The 14,329-nt window shown below is 72.1% G+C and carries 18 protein-coding genes and 3 tRNA genes; 7 read left to right on the top strand and 14 right to left on the bottom strand.

The annotated features are described in order from the left end of the window. Positions 1–22 precede the first annotated feature (22 nt). Positions 23–325, bottom strand: coding sequence for a hypothetical protein (locus tag ACFYPS_RS14125; RefSeq protein ID WP_354966508.1), 303 nt, complete (start codon positions 323–325; stop codon positions 23–25). A 176-nt stretch (positions 326–501) separates the two neighbouring features. On the opposite strand from ACFYPS_RS14125, the gene ACFYPS_RS14120 reads away from it, so the two are divergent. Further along, a complete protein-coding gene (locus ACFYPS_RS14120) occupies positions 502–1,359 on the top strand; it encodes a 3-hydroxyacyl-CoA dehydrogenase family protein (protein ID WP_354966509.1) in 858 nt (285 codons plus the stop codon). Continuing rightward, a complete protein-coding gene (locus ACFYPS_RS14115; protein ID WP_387324703.1) occupies positions 1,356–2,102 on the top strand; it encodes an enoyl-CoA hydratase/isomerase family protein in 747 nt (248 codons plus the stop codon). Before ACFYPS_RS14120 ends, ACFYPS_RS14115 begins: the two co-directional genes overlap by 4 nt. A gap of 66 nt (positions 2,103–2,168) precedes the next feature. Here ACFYPS_RS14115 and ACFYPS_RS14110 read toward each other — a convergent pair whose 3' ends face one another. Further along, complete coding sequence (locus ACFYPS_RS14110) at positions 2,169–3,512, bottom strand: ABC transporter substrate-binding protein (protein ID WP_354966511.1); 1,344 nt, start codon at positions 3,510–3,512, stop codon at positions 2,169–2,171. A gap of 155 nt (positions 3,513–3,667) precedes the next feature. Here ACFYPS_RS14110 and ACFYPS_RS14105 point away from each other — a divergent pair, with 155 nt between their 5' ends. Continuing rightward, entirely contained in the window at positions 3,668–4,057 is a 390-nt protein-coding gene (locus ACFYPS_RS14105) for a hypothetical protein (protein ID WP_354966512.1), read from the top strand. Between the two features lie 56 nt (positions 4,058–4,113). Here ACFYPS_RS14105 and ACFYPS_RS14100 read toward each other — a convergent pair whose 3' ends face one another. Next, a complete protein-coding gene (locus tag ACFYPS_RS14100; protein WP_354966513.1) occupies positions 4,114–4,554 on the bottom strand; it encodes a hypothetical protein in 441 nt (146 codons plus the stop codon). Between the two features lie 126 nt (positions 4,555–4,680). On the opposite strand from ACFYPS_RS14100, the gene ACFYPS_RS14095 reads away from it, so the two are divergent. Continuing rightward, positions 4,681–5,385 (top strand): DUF2786 domain-containing protein, encoded by a 705-nt coding sequence (locus ACFYPS_RS14095; RefSeq protein ID WP_354966514.1) that lies wholly within the window; start codon positions 4,681–4,683, stop codon positions 5,383–5,385. 23 nt (positions 5,386–5,408) lie between these two features. On the opposite strand, the gene ACFYPS_RS14090 is transcribed toward ACFYPS_RS14095, so the two are convergent. Further along, positions 5,409–5,936: an SRPBCC family protein gene (locus ACFYPS_RS14090; protein WP_354966515.1), complete on the bottom strand. Its 528-nt coding sequence runs from the start codon at positions 5,934–5,936 to the stop codon at positions 5,409–5,411. Between the two features lie 166 nt (positions 5,937–6,102). Between ACFYPS_RS14090 and ACFYPS_RS14085 the strand changes: the two genes are divergently transcribed. Together ACFYPS_RS14085 and ACFYPS_RS14080 are read left to right on the top strand one after the other, a co-directional pair. Next, complete coding sequence (locus tag ACFYPS_RS14085) at positions 6,103–7,011, top strand: hypothetical protein (RefSeq protein WP_354966516.1); 909 nt, start codon at positions 6,103–6,105, stop codon at positions 7,009–7,011. 69 nt (positions 7,012–7,080) lie between these two features. Then, entirely contained in the window at positions 7,081–7,461 is a 381-nt protein-coding gene (locus tag ACFYPS_RS14080; RefSeq protein ID WP_354966578.1) for a VOC family protein, read from the top strand. Positions 7,462–7,566: 105 nt separating this feature from the next. Here the strand turns inward: ACFYPS_RS14080 and ACFYPS_RS14075 are convergent, their stop codons facing one another. The 3 genes from ACFYPS_RS14075 to ACFYPS_RS14065 are packed head-to-tail and all read right to left on the bottom strand — an operon-like array spanning position 7,567 to position 9,001. Further along, positions 7,567–8,193, bottom strand: a complete 627-nt coding sequence (locus tag ACFYPS_RS14075; protein WP_387324698.1) for a dihydrofolate reductase family protein — start codon at positions 8,191–8,193, stop codon at positions 7,567–7,569. Further along, a complete protein-coding gene (locus ACFYPS_RS14070; RefSeq protein ID WP_354966518.1) occupies positions 8,190–8,666 on the bottom strand; it encodes an SRPBCC domain-containing protein in 477 nt (158 codons plus the stop codon). The genes ACFYPS_RS14075 and ACFYPS_RS14070 overlap by 4 nt, the downstream gene beginning before the upstream one ends. Beyond that, on the bottom strand, positions 8,663–9,001 hold the full coding sequence (locus ACFYPS_RS14065; RefSeq protein WP_354966519.1) for a metalloregulator ArsR/SmtB family transcription factor: 339 nt from the start codon (positions 8,999–9,001) through the stop codon (positions 8,663–8,665). Before ACFYPS_RS14065 ends, ACFYPS_RS14070 begins: the two co-directional genes overlap by 4 nt. A gap of 176 nt (positions 9,002–9,177) precedes the next feature. Here ACFYPS_RS14065 and ACFYPS_RS14060 point away from each other — a divergent pair, with 176 nt between their 5' ends. Next, a complete protein-coding gene (locus ACFYPS_RS14060) occupies positions 9,178–9,504 on the top strand; it encodes a hypothetical protein (protein ID WP_354966520.1) in 327 nt (108 codons plus the stop codon). Between the two features lie 412 nt (positions 9,505–9,916). Here the strand turns inward: ACFYPS_RS14060 and ACFYPS_RS14055 are convergent. The 7 genes from ACFYPS_RS14055 to crtI form a co-directional block, all read right to left on the bottom strand. Further along, positions 9,917–9,990, bottom strand: a tRNA-Phe gene (locus ACFYPS_RS14055). A gap of 99 nt (positions 9,991–10,089) precedes the next feature. Then, positions 10,090–10,163, bottom strand: a tRNA-Asp gene (locus tag ACFYPS_RS14050). 31 nt (positions 10,164–10,194) lie between these two features. Then, positions 10,195–10,267: transfer RNA gene (locus tag ACFYPS_RS14045), tRNA-Glu, on the bottom strand. Positions 10,268–10,421: 154 nt separating this feature from the next. Then, positions 10,422–11,216 (bottom strand): polysaccharide deacetylase family protein, encoded by a 795-nt coding sequence (locus ACFYPS_RS14040; RefSeq protein WP_354966521.1) that lies wholly within the window; start codon positions 11,214–11,216, stop codon positions 10,422–10,424. A gap of 75 nt (positions 11,217–11,291) precedes the next feature. Then, a complete protein-coding gene (locus tag ACFYPS_RS14035) occupies positions 11,292–12,236 on the bottom strand; it encodes a MerR family transcriptional regulator (protein WP_354966579.1) in 945 nt (314 codons plus the stop codon). Further along, complete coding sequence (idi, locus tag ACFYPS_RS14030; RefSeq protein WP_354966522.1) at positions 12,226–12,846, bottom strand: isopentenyl-diphosphate Delta-isomerase; 621 nt, start codon at positions 12,844–12,846, stop codon at positions 12,226–12,228. Before idi ends, ACFYPS_RS14035 begins: the two co-directional genes overlap by 11 nt. Then, a complete protein-coding gene (crtI, locus tag ACFYPS_RS14025) occupies positions 12,843–14,324 on the bottom strand; it encodes a phytoene desaturase family protein (protein WP_354966523.1) in 1,482 nt (493 codons plus the stop codon). The genes idi and crtI overlap by 4 nt, the downstream gene beginning before the upstream one ends. Positions 14,325–14,329 lie beyond the last annotated feature (5 nt).

Below are 14,329 nucleotides of genomic sequence, written 5' to 3'. Positions count from 1 at the left end.
ACAAGGGGCCCTTCCTTACGGCTCAGACCTGGACGGTCGGGGGGAGCTGCTCGGGCGGGAGGCCGCCGTCGCCATCGACCACCTCGTCGGGGGTACCGTCCTCGTCGATGTCGACCATGGTGATGTCCACCTTGCCGTCACCGTCGGTGTCGAACTGGAACAGGTCGGCCTTGCCGTCGCCGTCGGTGTCCACCACCCACACGTCCGTTTGGCCGTCGTTGTTCGTGTCGGCGCGCAGCAGGTCGACCCGCTCGTCTCCCCGGGTCTCCACGGTCTCCCCGTCGGTGCTGCCCGGGTCGGTGACGCTCTCCGGTGCCTGGCTCATGTCGACTGGTCCTTCCCTCGGTTGACGGGCCGTCTGTACCCGATCCCACGCTCCCCCACGCATGGGCCGGCTCCACGTGCTGAATAGGGTCGCACCATGAGCGAGCGGACCAGGCGGATCACCCGGGCCGGCGTGGCGGGGACCCCGCGCGCCGCCGGGCGGGACAGGGAGGCGTGATGAGCGATCGTTTCGTGGTCGTCGGTGCGGGCACGATGGGGCTCGGCATCGCGTACGTGGCGGCCGGCGCCGGGCACGCCGTCGAGCTGGTCGAGGTGGACCCCGACCGGGGCGCGACCGCGCTGAACCGGCTCGCCGAGCTGTGGGAGCGGGCCGTGCAGCGCGGGAAACTGGACGCCGACCAAGCCGCGGCGAACCGTCAGCGGGTGACGCTGCGTCCGACTCTCGCCGAGGTCGCCCCCGCGCCCGAGGTGATCGTGGAGGCGGTGCCGGAGCGGCTCGACCTGAAGCGGGCGGTGCTGCGTGACGCCGCCGCGCTGCACCCGGCGCTGCTGGCCAGCAACACCTCCAGCATCGCCATCGGTGACCTGGCCGCCGGTCTGGACCGGCCCGAGCGTTTCCTCGGTCTGCACTTCTTCAACCCGGTCTGGGCGATGGCGCTGCTGGAGATCGTGGTCGGCCCGGCCACCGCCGAGGAGACCACCGCCGCGGCCGTCGCGCTCGCCGCCCGGCTGGGCAAGGACCCCGTCGTGGTACGCGACCTGCCGGGCTTCGCCACCTCGCGGCTCGGGGTCACCCTCGGCCTGGAGGCGATCCGGATGGTCGCCGACGGGGTGGCCAGCCCGGCCGACATCGACAAGGCGATGGTGCTGGGCTACCGGCACCCGGTCGGGCCGCTGGAGCTGACCGACCTCGTCGGCCTGGATGTGCGGCTGGACATCGCCCGCACCCTCCAGGCCGCGTACGGGGATCGCTTCGCGCCGCCGCCGTTGCTGGTCGAGATGGTGGCCGCCGGACGGCTGGGCAAGAAGTCCGGGCACGGTTTCTACCGGTGGGACGGCGGTGCCAAGCAGTGAGCGGGGGACTGCGGATCGAGGAGCGGCCGGACCGGCTGGTGGTCACCCTGGACCGGCCGGAGAAGCGCAACGCCATCGACGCCGACCTGATCACCGAGCTGCACCAGGTCTGTGCCGAGTTGGAGGCGCACCCCCGGCTGCTGCTGCTCACGGGGGGCGCGGCGGGCATCTTCGCCGGTGGCGCCGACATCGGTCAGCTCCGCGAGCGGGGCCGTACGGACGCCCTGGCCGCGATCAACTCGGCCGCCTTCGCCCGGATCAGGGCGCTGCCGATGCCGAGCGTGGCGGCCGTGGACGGTCCGGCGCTGGGCGGTGGCGCGGAACTGGCGTACGCCTGCGATCTGCGGGTGTGCACCGCGCGGGCCGTCTTCGGCCAGCCGGAGGTCCGGCTGGGAATCCTGGCCGGCGCCGGCGCGACCCACCGGCTGCCCGCGCTCATCGGCGAGGCCCGGGCCAAGGAGCTGCTCTTCACCGGCCGGCGCGTGGATGCCACGGAGGCGCTGCGGATCGGTCTGGTGAACCGGGTGGTGGACGAGCCCGGTGACCTGCTGGCGGTGGCGCACGGGCTGCTGGACGAGATGGCCCAGGGCTCGTCGCTGGCGCTGCGGCTGACCAAGCTGGCGGTGGACGCGCCGGCCGCCGCGCACCCGCAGCTCGACCTGGTCAGCCAGGCGGTGCTCTTCGAGGACGAGGAGAAGCACCGCCGGATGACCGAGTTTCTGGAGCGCCGCCGGCCCCGTTGACCCCCCGGACGGAAACGGCCGCACCGGCGGGATGCCGGTGCGGCCGTCGAGGTCCGCGGTCGGTGCTCAGTGCCGGATCTGCACTCCGCTGTCGGCGAGCGCCCGGATCACCTGGGCGGATTCGCCGAAGCCGATGACCAGCACGGCGTCCGCGCCGAAGTCCTTGATCTCCTTCGCACCACCGGTGAAGTCGACCGGAGGAGCCTTGGCATCGGCCGGCGGCTCATAGGTGAGCAGCTTGATGCGGTCTTCGGCGATGCCGGCCTTCTGCAGCTCGTCGCGGGCGGTGGCCTGGAGGCCCTCGCCGTAGGAGTCCTTGCGGGCGACGATGACGATCTTCTGCGACCCGTCGCGGAGGATCACGTCGGCCAGCGCCCGGCCCTGGAGGCTGTCCGGCGGGGCGGTCCGGAAGTAGAGGCCATTGTCCTCCACGTCGGTCAGGCCGGCGTCGGTGTTGCACGGCGAGAAGAGGATCATTCCGGCCTTCACCACGTCCGGCAGCACCGCCCGGGAGATACCGGATGCGCCGGCGCCGATGATCAGGCTGACGCCGTCCGCCACGTGCTTGGCCACGGTCGCCTTGGCCACCGCCGGGTTGGTGCCGTCGTCGCCGTCCACCCAGGTCACCGGCTTGCCCAGCGCGCCGCCAGCGGCGTTGACCTCTCTGATCGCCAGCGCCGCGCCGGCCGCCATCGGCGCGTAGGAGAGCGCCAGGTCACCGGTCTTCGGCAGCAGGCCGCCCAGAATCAGCGGCTCCTGGTCGGGGTTCTTTCCCGAGGGCTGCTTCTTCGGCTTCGGCGGCGTCTTGGTGCTCGCCGCCGACTCGGTGCCCGCCCCGACGAACTCGGTCTTGCCGTCGTTGATCTGCTGCCCGTCGAAGGTCAGCGTCGCGTAGCTCGCGGTGGCCGGCTCGCCCTTGTCGGTGAAGCCCGCCCGGGTCAGCGACACGCTGCGGTACTCGATGTCGCGCCCGGCGCGGGCCAGCGCCAGGCAGGTCACCGGGTCCTCGCAGCGTTGACCGTTGTTGGTCACGCCGACGATCTGCTTCGCGATGGCCGCCGGGTCGGTGCTCCCGGCCAGTTGGGCGGCGAGCACCCCGATCACGACCGCGTCGTACGTCTCGGCGGAGTAGAGGTAGTCCGTCAGCGCCGGATCGACGGACCGTAGCCGGCTCTTGAAGTCCTCCGGTAGCGGGGTGAGCGGCGTCGTTCCCTTCATCCCATCGACGAGATTGGCACGTTCCTTCAACTCCGCAGGGTAGGAGTTGAGCATGTTGCCGTCCGTGCCATAGAGGCGCACCTGTTGGGCGCTTTTCTCCTCGGCCTTGTCATTCCCACAGGCGCTTGTGGCAAGCAGGATCGTCGCGCAGGCGGCCAGTGAGGCCACCCGCGAGCGGCGTGATACGAGCATGGTCGTCCTTCCTCCGGCGAAGGTCCGCTGCGCACATTAGCGTGCCCGGGCCGGCGGCGGGACTGTGGAGGTGGCGTAATGCGCAGGTCGCCCGCCTTGAACACGGAGAGTGACGGTCGGCGGGGCCCTTGACCGCCTCTCCTACTGTGCGCTGAGTGACGGACCTACCACAGCAGACGTTCGATGACGCGGCCGCCGTGCTCCGCTCGGCGCTCGCAGGGGATGGCGACGCGGTGGTGGGGACATTCGACGCGGTCGTCGAACGCGCCGGCCTGAGCGGCGCCTACGGGGTCGCCTGGTGCCTGGCCGCGACGATGCTCGGTGACGCGCCGCCCGGTAGCGGCTGCGCCCTGGACTTCCCGGGGATCGACCAGGCGGATTACGACACCCGGTGGGTCGCACGCTTCGTCAGCGCGTACGCGAACCGGGATGTGCCGACCGGGGAGGCGCTGTTCGGCGCGGCGGAGGCCGACGGGCTGCTCCCCGACTGCCTGCTCACCCTCGCCGGGTCGACGATCGCCACCCTGCGCAGCAGGGCCGCCTGACGGTGTCGCCCCGTCGCGACGCCCGCCGGGGCCGGACGTCGCGACGGGTGGGTCGCTCAGAACGCGTGGTAAGCGACCAGCGGCTCGTACTCGTAGCGCAGGTTGTCGAAGCGGACCCGGAAGTTGACCCCGTCGCGGACGTTGGTCGCCACCACGGTCCAGCCTGAGTTGGCCGGCAGGTAGGTCCAGTAGTTGCAGGCACCCGTCTTGTCGACGAATATCACGCACGCCTCGGTGCCGTACGCGCTGGCGTTGCGTACGTTGATGTCGCCGCAGCGGCTCGTGGTGCGGTACGTGCCGGCCTGACCGCCGTAGCCGCCGGTCTGGAAGTAGGAGCGGACGGCCCCGCCGTAACAGGTGGCGAGCGGGGCGTAGAGGTTCACCTCGGGGGCGGGGGCGGGGGCGAGGGCGGCCTGCGCGGCCCCGGCGGGCGCGCCGATCGAGAACAGCGCGGCGGCCGTGGCGGTGGCGAGCAGTCGGGCGCTCGGGGATGACATGCATGCCTCCGGAACAGTTGGTCTGACCATCCGTATCGGATGGTGGAGCTGATCGTGACGATGATACGTATCGATCGATGCCGGCGCGGCCCCGTGCCGGACGGTGGATGTGATAGCTCTGGGGGCATGTCCGAGGCGATGCTCAGCAAGGTGCGCAAGCTGCTGGCCCAGGCCGAGGACCAGGCCTGCACGCCCGCGGAGTCCGCCGCGTTCACCGCCAAGGCGACCGAGTTGATCGCCCGCTACGGCGTGGACCGGGCGCTGCTCGCCGCCCGGGACCCGACCACCGACCCGGTCGGCGACCGCGTGGTGGACATCGTCGCCCCGTACGCCCGGGACAAGGTCGGCCTGCTCGCCGCGGTCGCCGAACCGTTGCGCTGCCGCTGCGTACGCCGTCGGCAGGGCAACGGGTTCGCGCTGCACCTGTTCGGCTTCGCCAGCGACCTGGAACGGGTCGACCTGCTCTTCACGTCGCTGCTCGTGCAGGCGGCGCACGGCCTGGCCGGCACGGCGGTGCCGGCCGGCGAGCATCCGGCCGCCTTCCGCCGGTCCTGGCTCGCCGGGTTCGCGCAGGTGATCGGGGGACGGCTCTGGATGGCCGAGACGGCGGCGGCCAGTGGCTCGGGCACACCGTCGGTGGCGCTCGTGCTGGCCGACCGCTCCGACCGGGTGCAGCGACGACTCGCCGAGCAGTACCCCCGGCTGCGCACCGCGCCGCCACGCCGGCTGGCCGGCACCGGCTTCGGGCCCGGGGCGGAGGCGGGACGCCGCGCGGACCTGGGCGGCCGGGACCTCGGCGGCTCGGCCACCGAACGACAACTCGGGCGCTGACCTGCCGGAGTGAGGGCTGTCGGTCAGGCGGGGGTGGTGGGGTCGCGGCGCGACACCGTGGCGAGGTAGCGGGTGAGCAGCTCGTGCCAGCCGGCGGTGAGCGCCTTGCGGTATCCCTCGGCCGCTTCGCCGTGCCGGTCGAAGTGGCGGTGCTCCAGCTCGACCCGGGTCCGCTCGGGGCCGTCGGGGAGGAACAGCACCTCCACCTCACTCGCCCGGGCCGGGTCCGGCACCGGCACCCGGTCCGGGCCGAGCTGCCAGACGAAGACCAGCCGTCGCGGGGGATCCCAGGTGAGCACCCGGCCCCAGTCGGCGCGGAAGTTGTACGGGCCGATCTCGTAGAGCATGCCGCCGGCCCGCGGCTCCATGCCCAGCTCGGCCAGGGCCTCCGGGCCGGACCAGGTGTATTCGGTGACCCACCACTCGGCCAGGTCGTCGGTGAAAACCGCGAACGCGTGCTCGGCGGGACCCGGGACGAGGAGGGTGCACCGTAAGGAGAACCGTTCCAGGTCCTGCCGGATGTCGGCCGGATCAGTCATCCCCTGTCCCATAGGCCCGGACCATACCGGCTCATGCTCGGGTGTGCAGCTTCGCGAAGTGCCCGGTTCCGGACAGTCGGTCGCCGGTCCGTCACGGACGGGATGCCCCGCGGGAAAGCGGGTAAGCGCGCCGGACGGCCCGGACGAGCCGGGCGAGAGTGCGGCGGAGCGGGAGAGCATGAGCGAGAGCGCGCAGCAGCGGGAGCCGGGCCGGGCCGACGGCGGTGGGGATCCGGACGTCCTGCTCGACATTCCGAAGGTCTCGGTCGACTCGATCCGGCTGGCCGTGGACGGGCTGGACGCCGATCTGTCCCTGCGGGCCCGGCTGGCCAACCTGCTTCAGCTCGACGCCGGCGTACGGGTGCACCTGCAGGGCGTGGAGCTGGACATCAACGGGGTGCACGCCGAGGCGCAGCTGCGGGTGCGGCTGGAGCAACTGGTGGCCATTCTCGGCCGGGCGCTGGACACGATCGACAACAACCCGCAGATCATCGACGCCATCTCCCGGACGGCCGGCGTGGCGATCGACGACGTCAACCGCAGCGCCCAGCAGTTGGCCTCGGGGGCGGCCGAGGTCACCGGGTCGGCGCAGCGCTCCGGCGACGTACTCGACCAGGGCCGGCAGGGCGGCGCGGCCGCCGACCGGCCCCGACCGGGCCCCAGCCGTCCCGGCTTGGGCGAGCCGGGCCGCGCCGAGCCCGCCGGTCCGGGCGGACGCTGCCCGGAGGGCCGCCCACCTGAGCGGCAGGGGCCGCAGGGCCCGGGGCCTGCCGGCCAGGGGCGTGCCGGCCAGGGACCCGAGGGGCAGGGGGCTCAGCGGCAGGGTGCCGAGGGGGCGGGACCTGAGCGGCAGGCCCGCGACCAGAGCGGCGGATCGGCGGCCCCCGGTCCCGGACCGTCGGGAGGTGGCGGCGGCGGTCAGGACGGTGCCGGTGGCGTCTCAGGTGGGGCGCAGGCCGCCGCACAGAGTGCGGCGCAGCTCGCCGAGCAGGCGGGGGAGACCCTGCGGCAGGCCGGGCGCAGCGTGTGGGAGGCGATCCAGGGCGGCATGGCGCAGCACCGTCAGCAAGGGCACCGGGACGGCTGACGGCGCTCAGCCCGGCGACTCGCCTCCACTGCGGTGACGCGGGAGCGCTGATAACGTCCGGCCGTGTCGATGTTCCGTACGCCGCAGATCATCCTCTTCAGTGCGGACGTTCCGCGCGCCGTCGGGTTCTACTCGCGTCTCGGGTTCACCGAGACGTTCCGGGTCCCGACCGAGGGCGAGCCGATTCACGTCGATCTCGTGCTCGACGGCTACAAGATCGGCATCGCGTCGGTCGCTTCCACCCGTGATGACCACGGCCTCGACCCGGTGCCCGAGGGGCAGCGGGCCGCCGTGATCCTGTGGACCGATGACACGGCCGCCGCGTACGCCCAGGTCACCGAGAGCGGGGCTCCCGCGCTGGCGTCCCCCCACGAATGGCTCGGTCGCCTGCTGATCGCATGGACCGCCGACCCTGACGGCAACCCGATCCAGATCGTCCAGCCGCTCTGATCCCTCGGCGTCAGGATCATGCCTTCCAGAGGCCCGGTCCTTCCCGGGGACGGCAGATGTACGGCCAGCGTGCAGCAGGACGTGGTCAGATACTTGGAAGCGCGTCTACGCGAAGGCGGCGACCCCCTCGTATTCTCCGCTGGGTGCGTCGCCGACGGTCTCGTATTCGAGGAGCAGTAGACCCTTCGCCGTCACCTCCTGATGCAGCAGCCGGAGGCCGACAGACTCGCTCGGGTGGGCGAGCAGTCGGCGCCCGGACCCGATGACCGTAGGGGCGACGACGAGCCGCAGTGTGTCGACCAAGCCCGCCGACAGCAGCGAGTTGCCCAGAAGTGCGCTCCCGTGGATCTGGAGTTCCCGCCCCGGCTGCGCCTTCAGTGCCCTGACCGTCTGGACCGGGTCGCCCCGCAGCACGGTCGTGGGGTTCCAGCTCCCCGCGGTGAGAGTGTTCGACACGACGTACTTAGGCAGCGAATTCATCCGCCCGGTGAAGGGATCGTCCGGCGCGGTGATCTGCGGCCAGTCGCGCGCGAACGCCTCGTACGTCCGGCGCCCGAGCAGCAGGCCGTCGGCGAGGTCGAGCCAATCAGAGGCGCGCTGGATGAACAGTTGGTCCATGTAGGGGACCAGCCAGCCGCCTCTCGCGAAGCCGTCGCTCGTGTCCTCGGTGGCCGAGCCTGGCCCCTGACTGACCCCATCGAGCGTGATGAACTCCGTTAGGGCGATCTTCATCGTAGGGCCGCGCTCTCGGCGAGCCCAGCGAGCTGTTCCGTGACCGACGTCCAGCCTTCGGAGAAGCCGACCTCCTCGTGACGAGCGCGAGCGGCGGGATCGCCGTGGCGGACGACGACCTGGTATCGCGTGCCCTCTGGATGATCGTTCAGCGTGATCTCGGCGGTCATCAGCACCGGCGCCGGGCTCGTGGGTCGCCACTCGCTGTCGATGGCGTTCGTGAACACGATGCGCTCGAGATCGTCGACGATGAGGAAGCACGCGTTGACGTGCGGAACGAACGTGGTTCCGTCGTCGCTCAGCCGCGTCACGAACGCGCCGCCCGGCCGAACCTCCAGGCGGTCGACACGACACACGGCCGGAGCGGGCACCCACCACTGTTCGAGGCGGAACGCGTCAGTCCACGCGCTCCACACGGTTGTCCGAGGGGCGCGGATGACCCGCTCCAGGCTGAGGTCGAGGTCCGGGTTCATTGCTGGTTCTCCTTGAGATTGGTGACGAACTGCTCCAGGCGGTCGGTGCGTTCATCCCAGATCCGGCGCTGCTCCGCGAGCCAGTCGTCGACAAGGACGAGGCGCTCGTGGTTGAGCACGCAGGTGCGCACCCGGCCCGACTTCACGGTGCGGATCAGCCCGGTCGACTCGAGCGTCCGCACGTGCTTCATGAACGAGGGAAGGGTCATCGGGAACTCGCGCGCGAGATCGCCGACGCTCGTGGGCCCGCGACCGAGGCGACGGACGACAGCGCGCCGAGTCGGATCGGCGAGCGCGACGAACACGCCGTCGAGCTCCGCCGCATACTGTGCCATGTGGCTAAGTATTGCCTCGGCCCGACACTTAGCGCAAGGGCTAAGTGTTTACAGCTCCGAACTGAGGCTCACGATCGGGCCGTCGACGGTGGCCATGCCAGGGCAGGAAGTTGGCGGAGGCTGCCGTGCGATCTGTCCTGCAATTGCGCGCTTGACGCCCCTCCGATGATGGGCGCATGAGCCTGTATGACGAGGACCCGGGCACGATCGCCTTGCGCGTGGGGGTCGTGGTCCTCAGCCTGGGCTCGGTTGTACTCGGGGTGCGTGTGGCCGTGTCACGACGGTTTCCCGCAGCCTGGGTTCGGCTCGCACGCCTGAAGCCGGGAGAGCGGTCCCAGCCCGTGCGGGTGGGCATGGCCCAGGCCATGATCGGTGCGGGCTTTCTGGTCCAGCAGGCACCGTTCTTCATCTCCATGCCCCTTCCGCTTGGACGCGCCCTGTTCGCGGGTTCACTGCTGTTGGTGCTGACGGCGGCGGGAGTGTTTTCGCTGCTCCGTCGCTAGCTGCGCATGGTGAATGTGCCGGGGCAGCGGTGCGACATCACCGTGCGCCGCGAGTTCTGACAGGGCTTTAGCGCTCTCACGATCACGGCCGTCGACGGCGTGTAGGTACCGCCGGGCCGCCGCCATGGACGAGTGCCCGAGTCGCTCATCAGATCCGCCAGTGTCGCGCCGGTCTGCGCGGCGAGGGTCTGCCCGGTGTGCCGCAGGTCGTGGAAGGTCAAATCATCAAGGCGGCCCGCAACCGGGCCGCGCCGGCTCGTCCGTGCAATCCACGTGCGACAGGAGTCGGCCACCAGCGGGATTCCGGGGTCAACGATGGTCAGACCGGACAGACGGGCTGGCGGGGTGGTAAGCAAAGCGCCGACCGGCGTCTCCGCTGATCGGCGCTTCTGTAGCCCGGCGAAAGGCTATGTGGCCAGGGGCGGGGTCGAACCGCCGACCTTCCGATTTTCAGTCGGACGCTCGTACCAACTGAGCTACCTGGCCGTATCGCTCGGCTCATGCTACCCGCCAACAGGGTGGGCCGCTGGCAGGGTTGCACGCTCCGATACGCAGAACGCCGCGCTGGGCGCGGCGTCGGCGCTGCGGTCCTGACGGGACTTGAACCCGCGACCTCCGCCTTGACAGGGCGGCGAGCACTCCAACTGCTCCACAGGACCTAGCTTGTGTTGCTCCGGCTTGCGCCGGTCGTGCCCCCAACGGGATTCGAACCCGTGCTACCGCCTTGAAAGGGCGGCGTCCTGGGCCGCTAGACGATGAGGGCGGCCCCGCCATCATTGCACATTCGCAACTTCAAGCGGACTTGCTCCCATCCGGCCCCGCCGGAGGCTTAGAAAGCATACGTGATGCGTGGTCGGTCGACAAAACCGGTATGGCCGGAGCCTCAGTTCGACGCATAACCGCAGGTCAGGGCCGGTCTAGCGCAATCGGGTGACGCCGAAGCGTCGCTTCAGGTCGGCGATCACGTGCGGGCAGGCGGCGAGCGTCGCGGCCCGGTTGCCGCCGCCGTCGTGCAGCAGCACGACGGCGCCGGGACGGGCGGCGGAGTGGACCCGCTTGGTGATCGTGGCAGCGGTCGGCTTGTCCCAGTCCTGCGGGTCGACGTTCCAGTGCAGCGGCCGCATGCCGAGATCCTTCGCCACCTCCAGCACCTCCGGCGTCCACCGGCCGCCCGGCTGACGGTAGAAGGGAACCTTCGCGCCCGGGGCAGCCGCCTGGATGGCCTTGTTGGTCCGGGACAGGTCGGCCCGGATCTCGGCAACCGGCCGGCGAGCCAGCTCAAGGTCGTGCCGCCAGCTGTGGTTGCAGAGCTGGTGCCCCTCCCGGACGATGCGCCGGACCAGCTCCGGGTGGCGCTGCACCTCACGGCCGACCAGGCAGAAGGTGGCGGTCACCCGGGCCGCCCGCAGTTGGTTGAGCACCTTGGGCGTCCAGGCCGGGCTGGGCCCGTCGTCGAAGGTCAGGGCCACCGGGCGTACGCCGGTGCTGCGCCGCAGGCCGGCCGGGAGCTTGGCCGGCAGGGGCCGCAGGATGGGCTTCGGCGGCTTGGCGAGGGTGGGGTGTGGCGACGGAGTGGGTTTCGGGGTGGGCGGCATGGTCGACTCGACCGGCTGCGGCGCGCCGACGGGTGCGAGGGTGCCGTCCGGCTGGGCACAGCCGGCCAGGGCCAGCACCACGGTGAGGGCGGACGCCAGGAGGGCGCGGGCTTGCATCTGTTCGCTCCCGGGGGGTCGGGGTAGGCGGACGCCCCGACGCTAGTGGACGCCGCTGAGGGCCGACAGCCCCGGTCAGGCCCCTCTCGCCTGGTCCAGCGAGTCACGGACCGCGACGGCGAGCGAGACCGCCTCGGTCAGGTCGGCCGGCCGCACCACCCCGGAGGGCAGAGTCTCGGCCCGCCAGCCGGGGCCGGCAGCGAGGACCAGCAGCGGGCGGCGGGGTGCGGCGAGCAGCGCGCTGAGCTGAGCCGGGTCCGCGGTGGCCCGGGTGTGCGACCAGAGCACCACGGCGGCCGGCCCGGTCCGGGTCACCGCCTCGACGAGGGCGGCCACCGGCACCCGGGCGCCGAGCATCCGGTAGGTGAGCCCGGCCTCGCCGAGCGCGGCGCCCAGTGCTTCGAGCGGCAGGCTGTGCTGCTCCTCATCGGCGCAGGAGAGCAGGATCCGGGCCGGTCCGCTGGCCGCGGCGGCCCGGCTGCTCGCCGCGAACGCCTCCGACACGCAGCGGGAGACGAGGTGTTCCACCTCGATCAGGCCGCCGGTGGCGGCGTGCCGGTCACCGATGCCGACGAGGACCGGGCGCAGCAAGTGATCCCAGGTCGCGACCACTCCGCCGACGGCCAGGGCCTGCGCGATGGTCTCGCTGATCGCCGCCGCGTCCAGCCGCATGGCGGCCCGGGCCAGTCCTCTGGCGGCCGGGCCGGCGCGGCCTACCGGGATGGTTCCGCCGCCGTCGCGACCCGGGGGGCGGATTCGGCTCCGGGCGACGGCGTCGGCGGGCGTGGGATCGGGCGCCTGGCGGGCCCAACGAGCCGCCTCGGCGGGGCTCACCCCCTCGGCGGTGAGCCGTCGCATGATTTCGAGACGGGCCAGGTCGGCCGGCGTGTACCGGCGGTGGTGGCCCGGGATGTGTTCACTGGGACCGAGCCCGTAGCGCTGGTGCCAGGTGCGCAGCGTGGTGACCGCGACCCCCAGCCGACGTGCGACCGCGCCCGCGCTCAGTGCCTCATCGACCACCTGACCGCTCCGCCGCGTCATCCGCCGACGATCCGGACGGGGTCACCGCCGGGCCGGGTACGCCGGACGTCGGCTCCGAGGGGCGCAGCAGCCGGTTCACCACCCCGCCCAGCCAGGGTGCGTATGAGCGGGGATCACGGTCGAGCTCGGCCTCCAGGGCGGCGGGGTCAGCCCAGCGCAGCTCGGCCACCTCGTCCGGGTCGGGTAGCAGCGGGGCGGCGGGGCGGAACTCGCCGCGCAGGACGTGGTCGTACTCGAACTCGACCCGCCCGGTGGCCGGGTCCTCGGCGTAGTAGACGTAGACGCCCACCTCGGTCAACTCGACGGGGCCGGTGCCCAGTTCCTCGCGCAGCCGCCGGTTGGCCGCCTCGGCGAGCGGTTCGCCCGGTTGGGGGTGGCCACAGCAGGAGTTGGCCCAGCGCAGCGGGAACCGGGTCTTGACCGCTGCCCGCCGCTGGAGCAGCACCTGACCGTCCGGGTCCACCAGCAGCACCGAGAAGGCCCGGTGCAGATGCCCCGGCGGTTGGTGCGCGGCCGCGACGGTGGTCTCACCACGAGCCCGGCCGGCGTCGTCGACCAGCTCGACGAGGTGCTCCTCGCGGCTGCTCACCGGCCCTCCCCGGTGATCCGGCCGGCGGCCAGCTTGCCGGAGATCAGCACCATCGGCACGCCGACCCCGGGCTGGGTGCCGGAACCGACGAAGACCACGTTCGACAGGTCGCGGTGCAGGTTCGAGGGGCGGAACGGACCGGTCTGGAAGAGGCTGTGCGCGGCGGCGAACGGGGTCCCGGCGGCCATGCCCTGCTCCGCCCACTCGGCGGGCGTGATCGCCCGCAGCACCTCGACCCCGGCGCCGAAGCCGACGTAGCCGCGCTCCTCCAGGGTGCCGACCAGCTGGTCGCCGTAGCGCCGGGTCAGGTCGCCGCGCCACTCGAACGGGGCCCGGTCGAGGTTGGGCACCGGGGCGAGCACGTAGTAGGTGTGCCGGTCCGGCGGGGCCACCGACGGGTCGGTCCGGCTCGGGTTGGTGACCAGCAGCGACGGGTCGGTCATCAGCTCGCCCCGGCGGATGACCTCATCGAAGGTGCCCTTCCACGCGCGCCCGAAGTGGATGTTGTGGTGGGCGATCTTCGCATATCCCTGCCGGGACCCGACGTGCAGGACGACGCAGGACGGCGAGTAGGTGAGCCGCCGCTGGCGGGCGGCGGGGAGCAGGTCCCGGTAGGCGACCGGCAGATCGGGGTTGAGCACCACCACGTCCGCCGGCACCAGCTCGCCGTCGGCGGTGAGTACGCCGGTGGCCCGGCCGTTCGCGGTCTCCACCCGGGTCACCGTGGTGTCGTACCGGATCTGCACGCCGTGTTTCTCGGCCGCGCCGGCCATCGCCTTGGACACCGCGTGGATGCCGCCGCGCGGGAAGTAGACCCCGGCCACCGAGTCGAGGTACGCGATGACCGCGTAGATGGCCAGCGCGTCGTGCGGGGCGAGCCCGGCGTACATCGCCTGGAAGGAGAAGATCCGCTGGGTGCGCGGGTCCCGGAAGAACTGGTTGATCTTCGTCTGGAGTCGGCGGAAGGCTCCGCCGGCGAGCAGCTTGAGCAGGTTGCCGGTGATCAGGTCGGTCGGCGCGTCCAGGTTGCGCTCGATGAAGTCGGCCCGCTCCAGCCGCCACAGCTCCCGCGCGTAGTCGACGAAGCGCAGGTAGCCGTCGGCCTCGCGGGGGCCGCAGACCCGGGAGATCTCGGCCGCCATCCGGGTGGTGTCGGTCAGCACGTCGAGGGTCGAGCCGTCCGGGTAGTACGCCCGGTAGGCCGGGTCGAGTGGGGTCAGGTCGAGCCAGTCGCCCAGCTCCTCCCCGACCGCCCCGAGCGCCTCGGCGATCAGCTCGGGCATGGTGAGCACGGTCGGGCCGGTGTCGAACTCGTAGCCGTCCGCGGCGAGCCGCCCGGCCCGCCCGCCCGGCACCGGCTCACGTTCCAGCACGGTCACCTGCCGGCCGCTGCCGGCCAGGTGCAGCGCACAGGCCAGCCCGCCCAACCCGGCGCCGACGACCACCACCCGGTCCGTCCGTCCTGTCACCGTCCGCACGTGGC

This window comes from Micromonospora sp. NPDC005087 (assembly GCF_042872965.1).
Classification (GTDB): domain Bacteria; phylum Actinomycetota; class Actinomycetes; order Mycobacteriales; family Micromonosporaceae; genus Micromonospora.
Note: the sequence above shows the minus strand (reverse complement) of the source record. Positions and strands in the feature narration are given on the sequence as shown.

Bases quoted from the DNA above. Each gene is read 5' to 3' on its own strand.
- ACFYPS_RS14125 (WP_354966508.1), bottom strand. From the start codon at position 325: ATGAGCCAGGCACCGGAGAGCGTCACCGACCCGGGCAGCACCGACGGG.
- ACFYPS_RS14120 (WP_354966509.1), top strand. From the start codon at position 502: ATGAGCGATCGTTTCGTGGTCGTCGGTGCGGGCACGATGGGGCTCGGC.
- ACFYPS_RS14110 (WP_354966511.1), bottom strand. From the start codon at position 3,512: ATGCTCGTATCACGCCGCTCGCGGGTGGCCTCACTGGCCGCCTGCGCG.
- ACFYPS_RS14100 (WP_354966513.1), bottom strand. From the start codon at position 4,554: ATGTCATCCCCGAGCGCCCGACTGCTCGCCACCGCCACGGCCGCCGCG.
- ACFYPS_RS14095 (WP_354966514.1), top strand. From the start codon at position 4,681: ATGTCCGAGGCGATGCTCAGCAAGGTGCGCAAGCTGCTGGCCCAGGCC.
- ACFYPS_RS14090 (WP_354966515.1), bottom strand. From the start codon at position 5,936: ATGGGACAGGGGATGACTGATCCGGCCGACATCCGGCAGGACCTGGAA.
- ACFYPS_RS14085 (WP_354966516.1), top strand. From the start codon at position 6,103: ATGAGCGAGAGCGCGCAGCAGCGGGAGCCGGGCCGGGCCGACGGCGGT.
- ACFYPS_RS14080 (WP_354966578.1), top strand. From the start codon at position 7,081: ATGTTCCGTACGCCGCAGATCATCCTCTTCAGTGCGGACGTTCCGCGC.
- ACFYPS_RS14075 (WP_387324698.1), bottom strand. From the start codon at position 8,193: ATGAAGATCGCCCTAACGGAGTTCATCACGCTCGATGGGGTCAGTCAG.
- ACFYPS_RS14070 (WP_354966518.1), bottom strand. From the start codon at position 8,666: ATGAACCCGGACCTCGACCTCAGCCTGGAGCGGGTCATCCGCGCCCCT.
- ACFYPS_RS14065 (WP_354966519.1), bottom strand. From the start codon at position 9,001: ATGGCACAGTATGCGGCGGAGCTCGACGGCGTGTTCGTCGCGCTCGCC.
- ACFYPS_RS14060 (WP_354966520.1), top strand. From the start codon at position 9,178: ATGAGCCTGTATGACGAGGACCCGGGCACGATCGCCTTGCGCGTGGGG.
- ACFYPS_RS14040 (WP_354966521.1), bottom strand. From the start codon at position 11,216: ATGCAAGCCCGCGCCCTCCTGGCGTCCGCCCTCACCGTGGTGCTGGCC.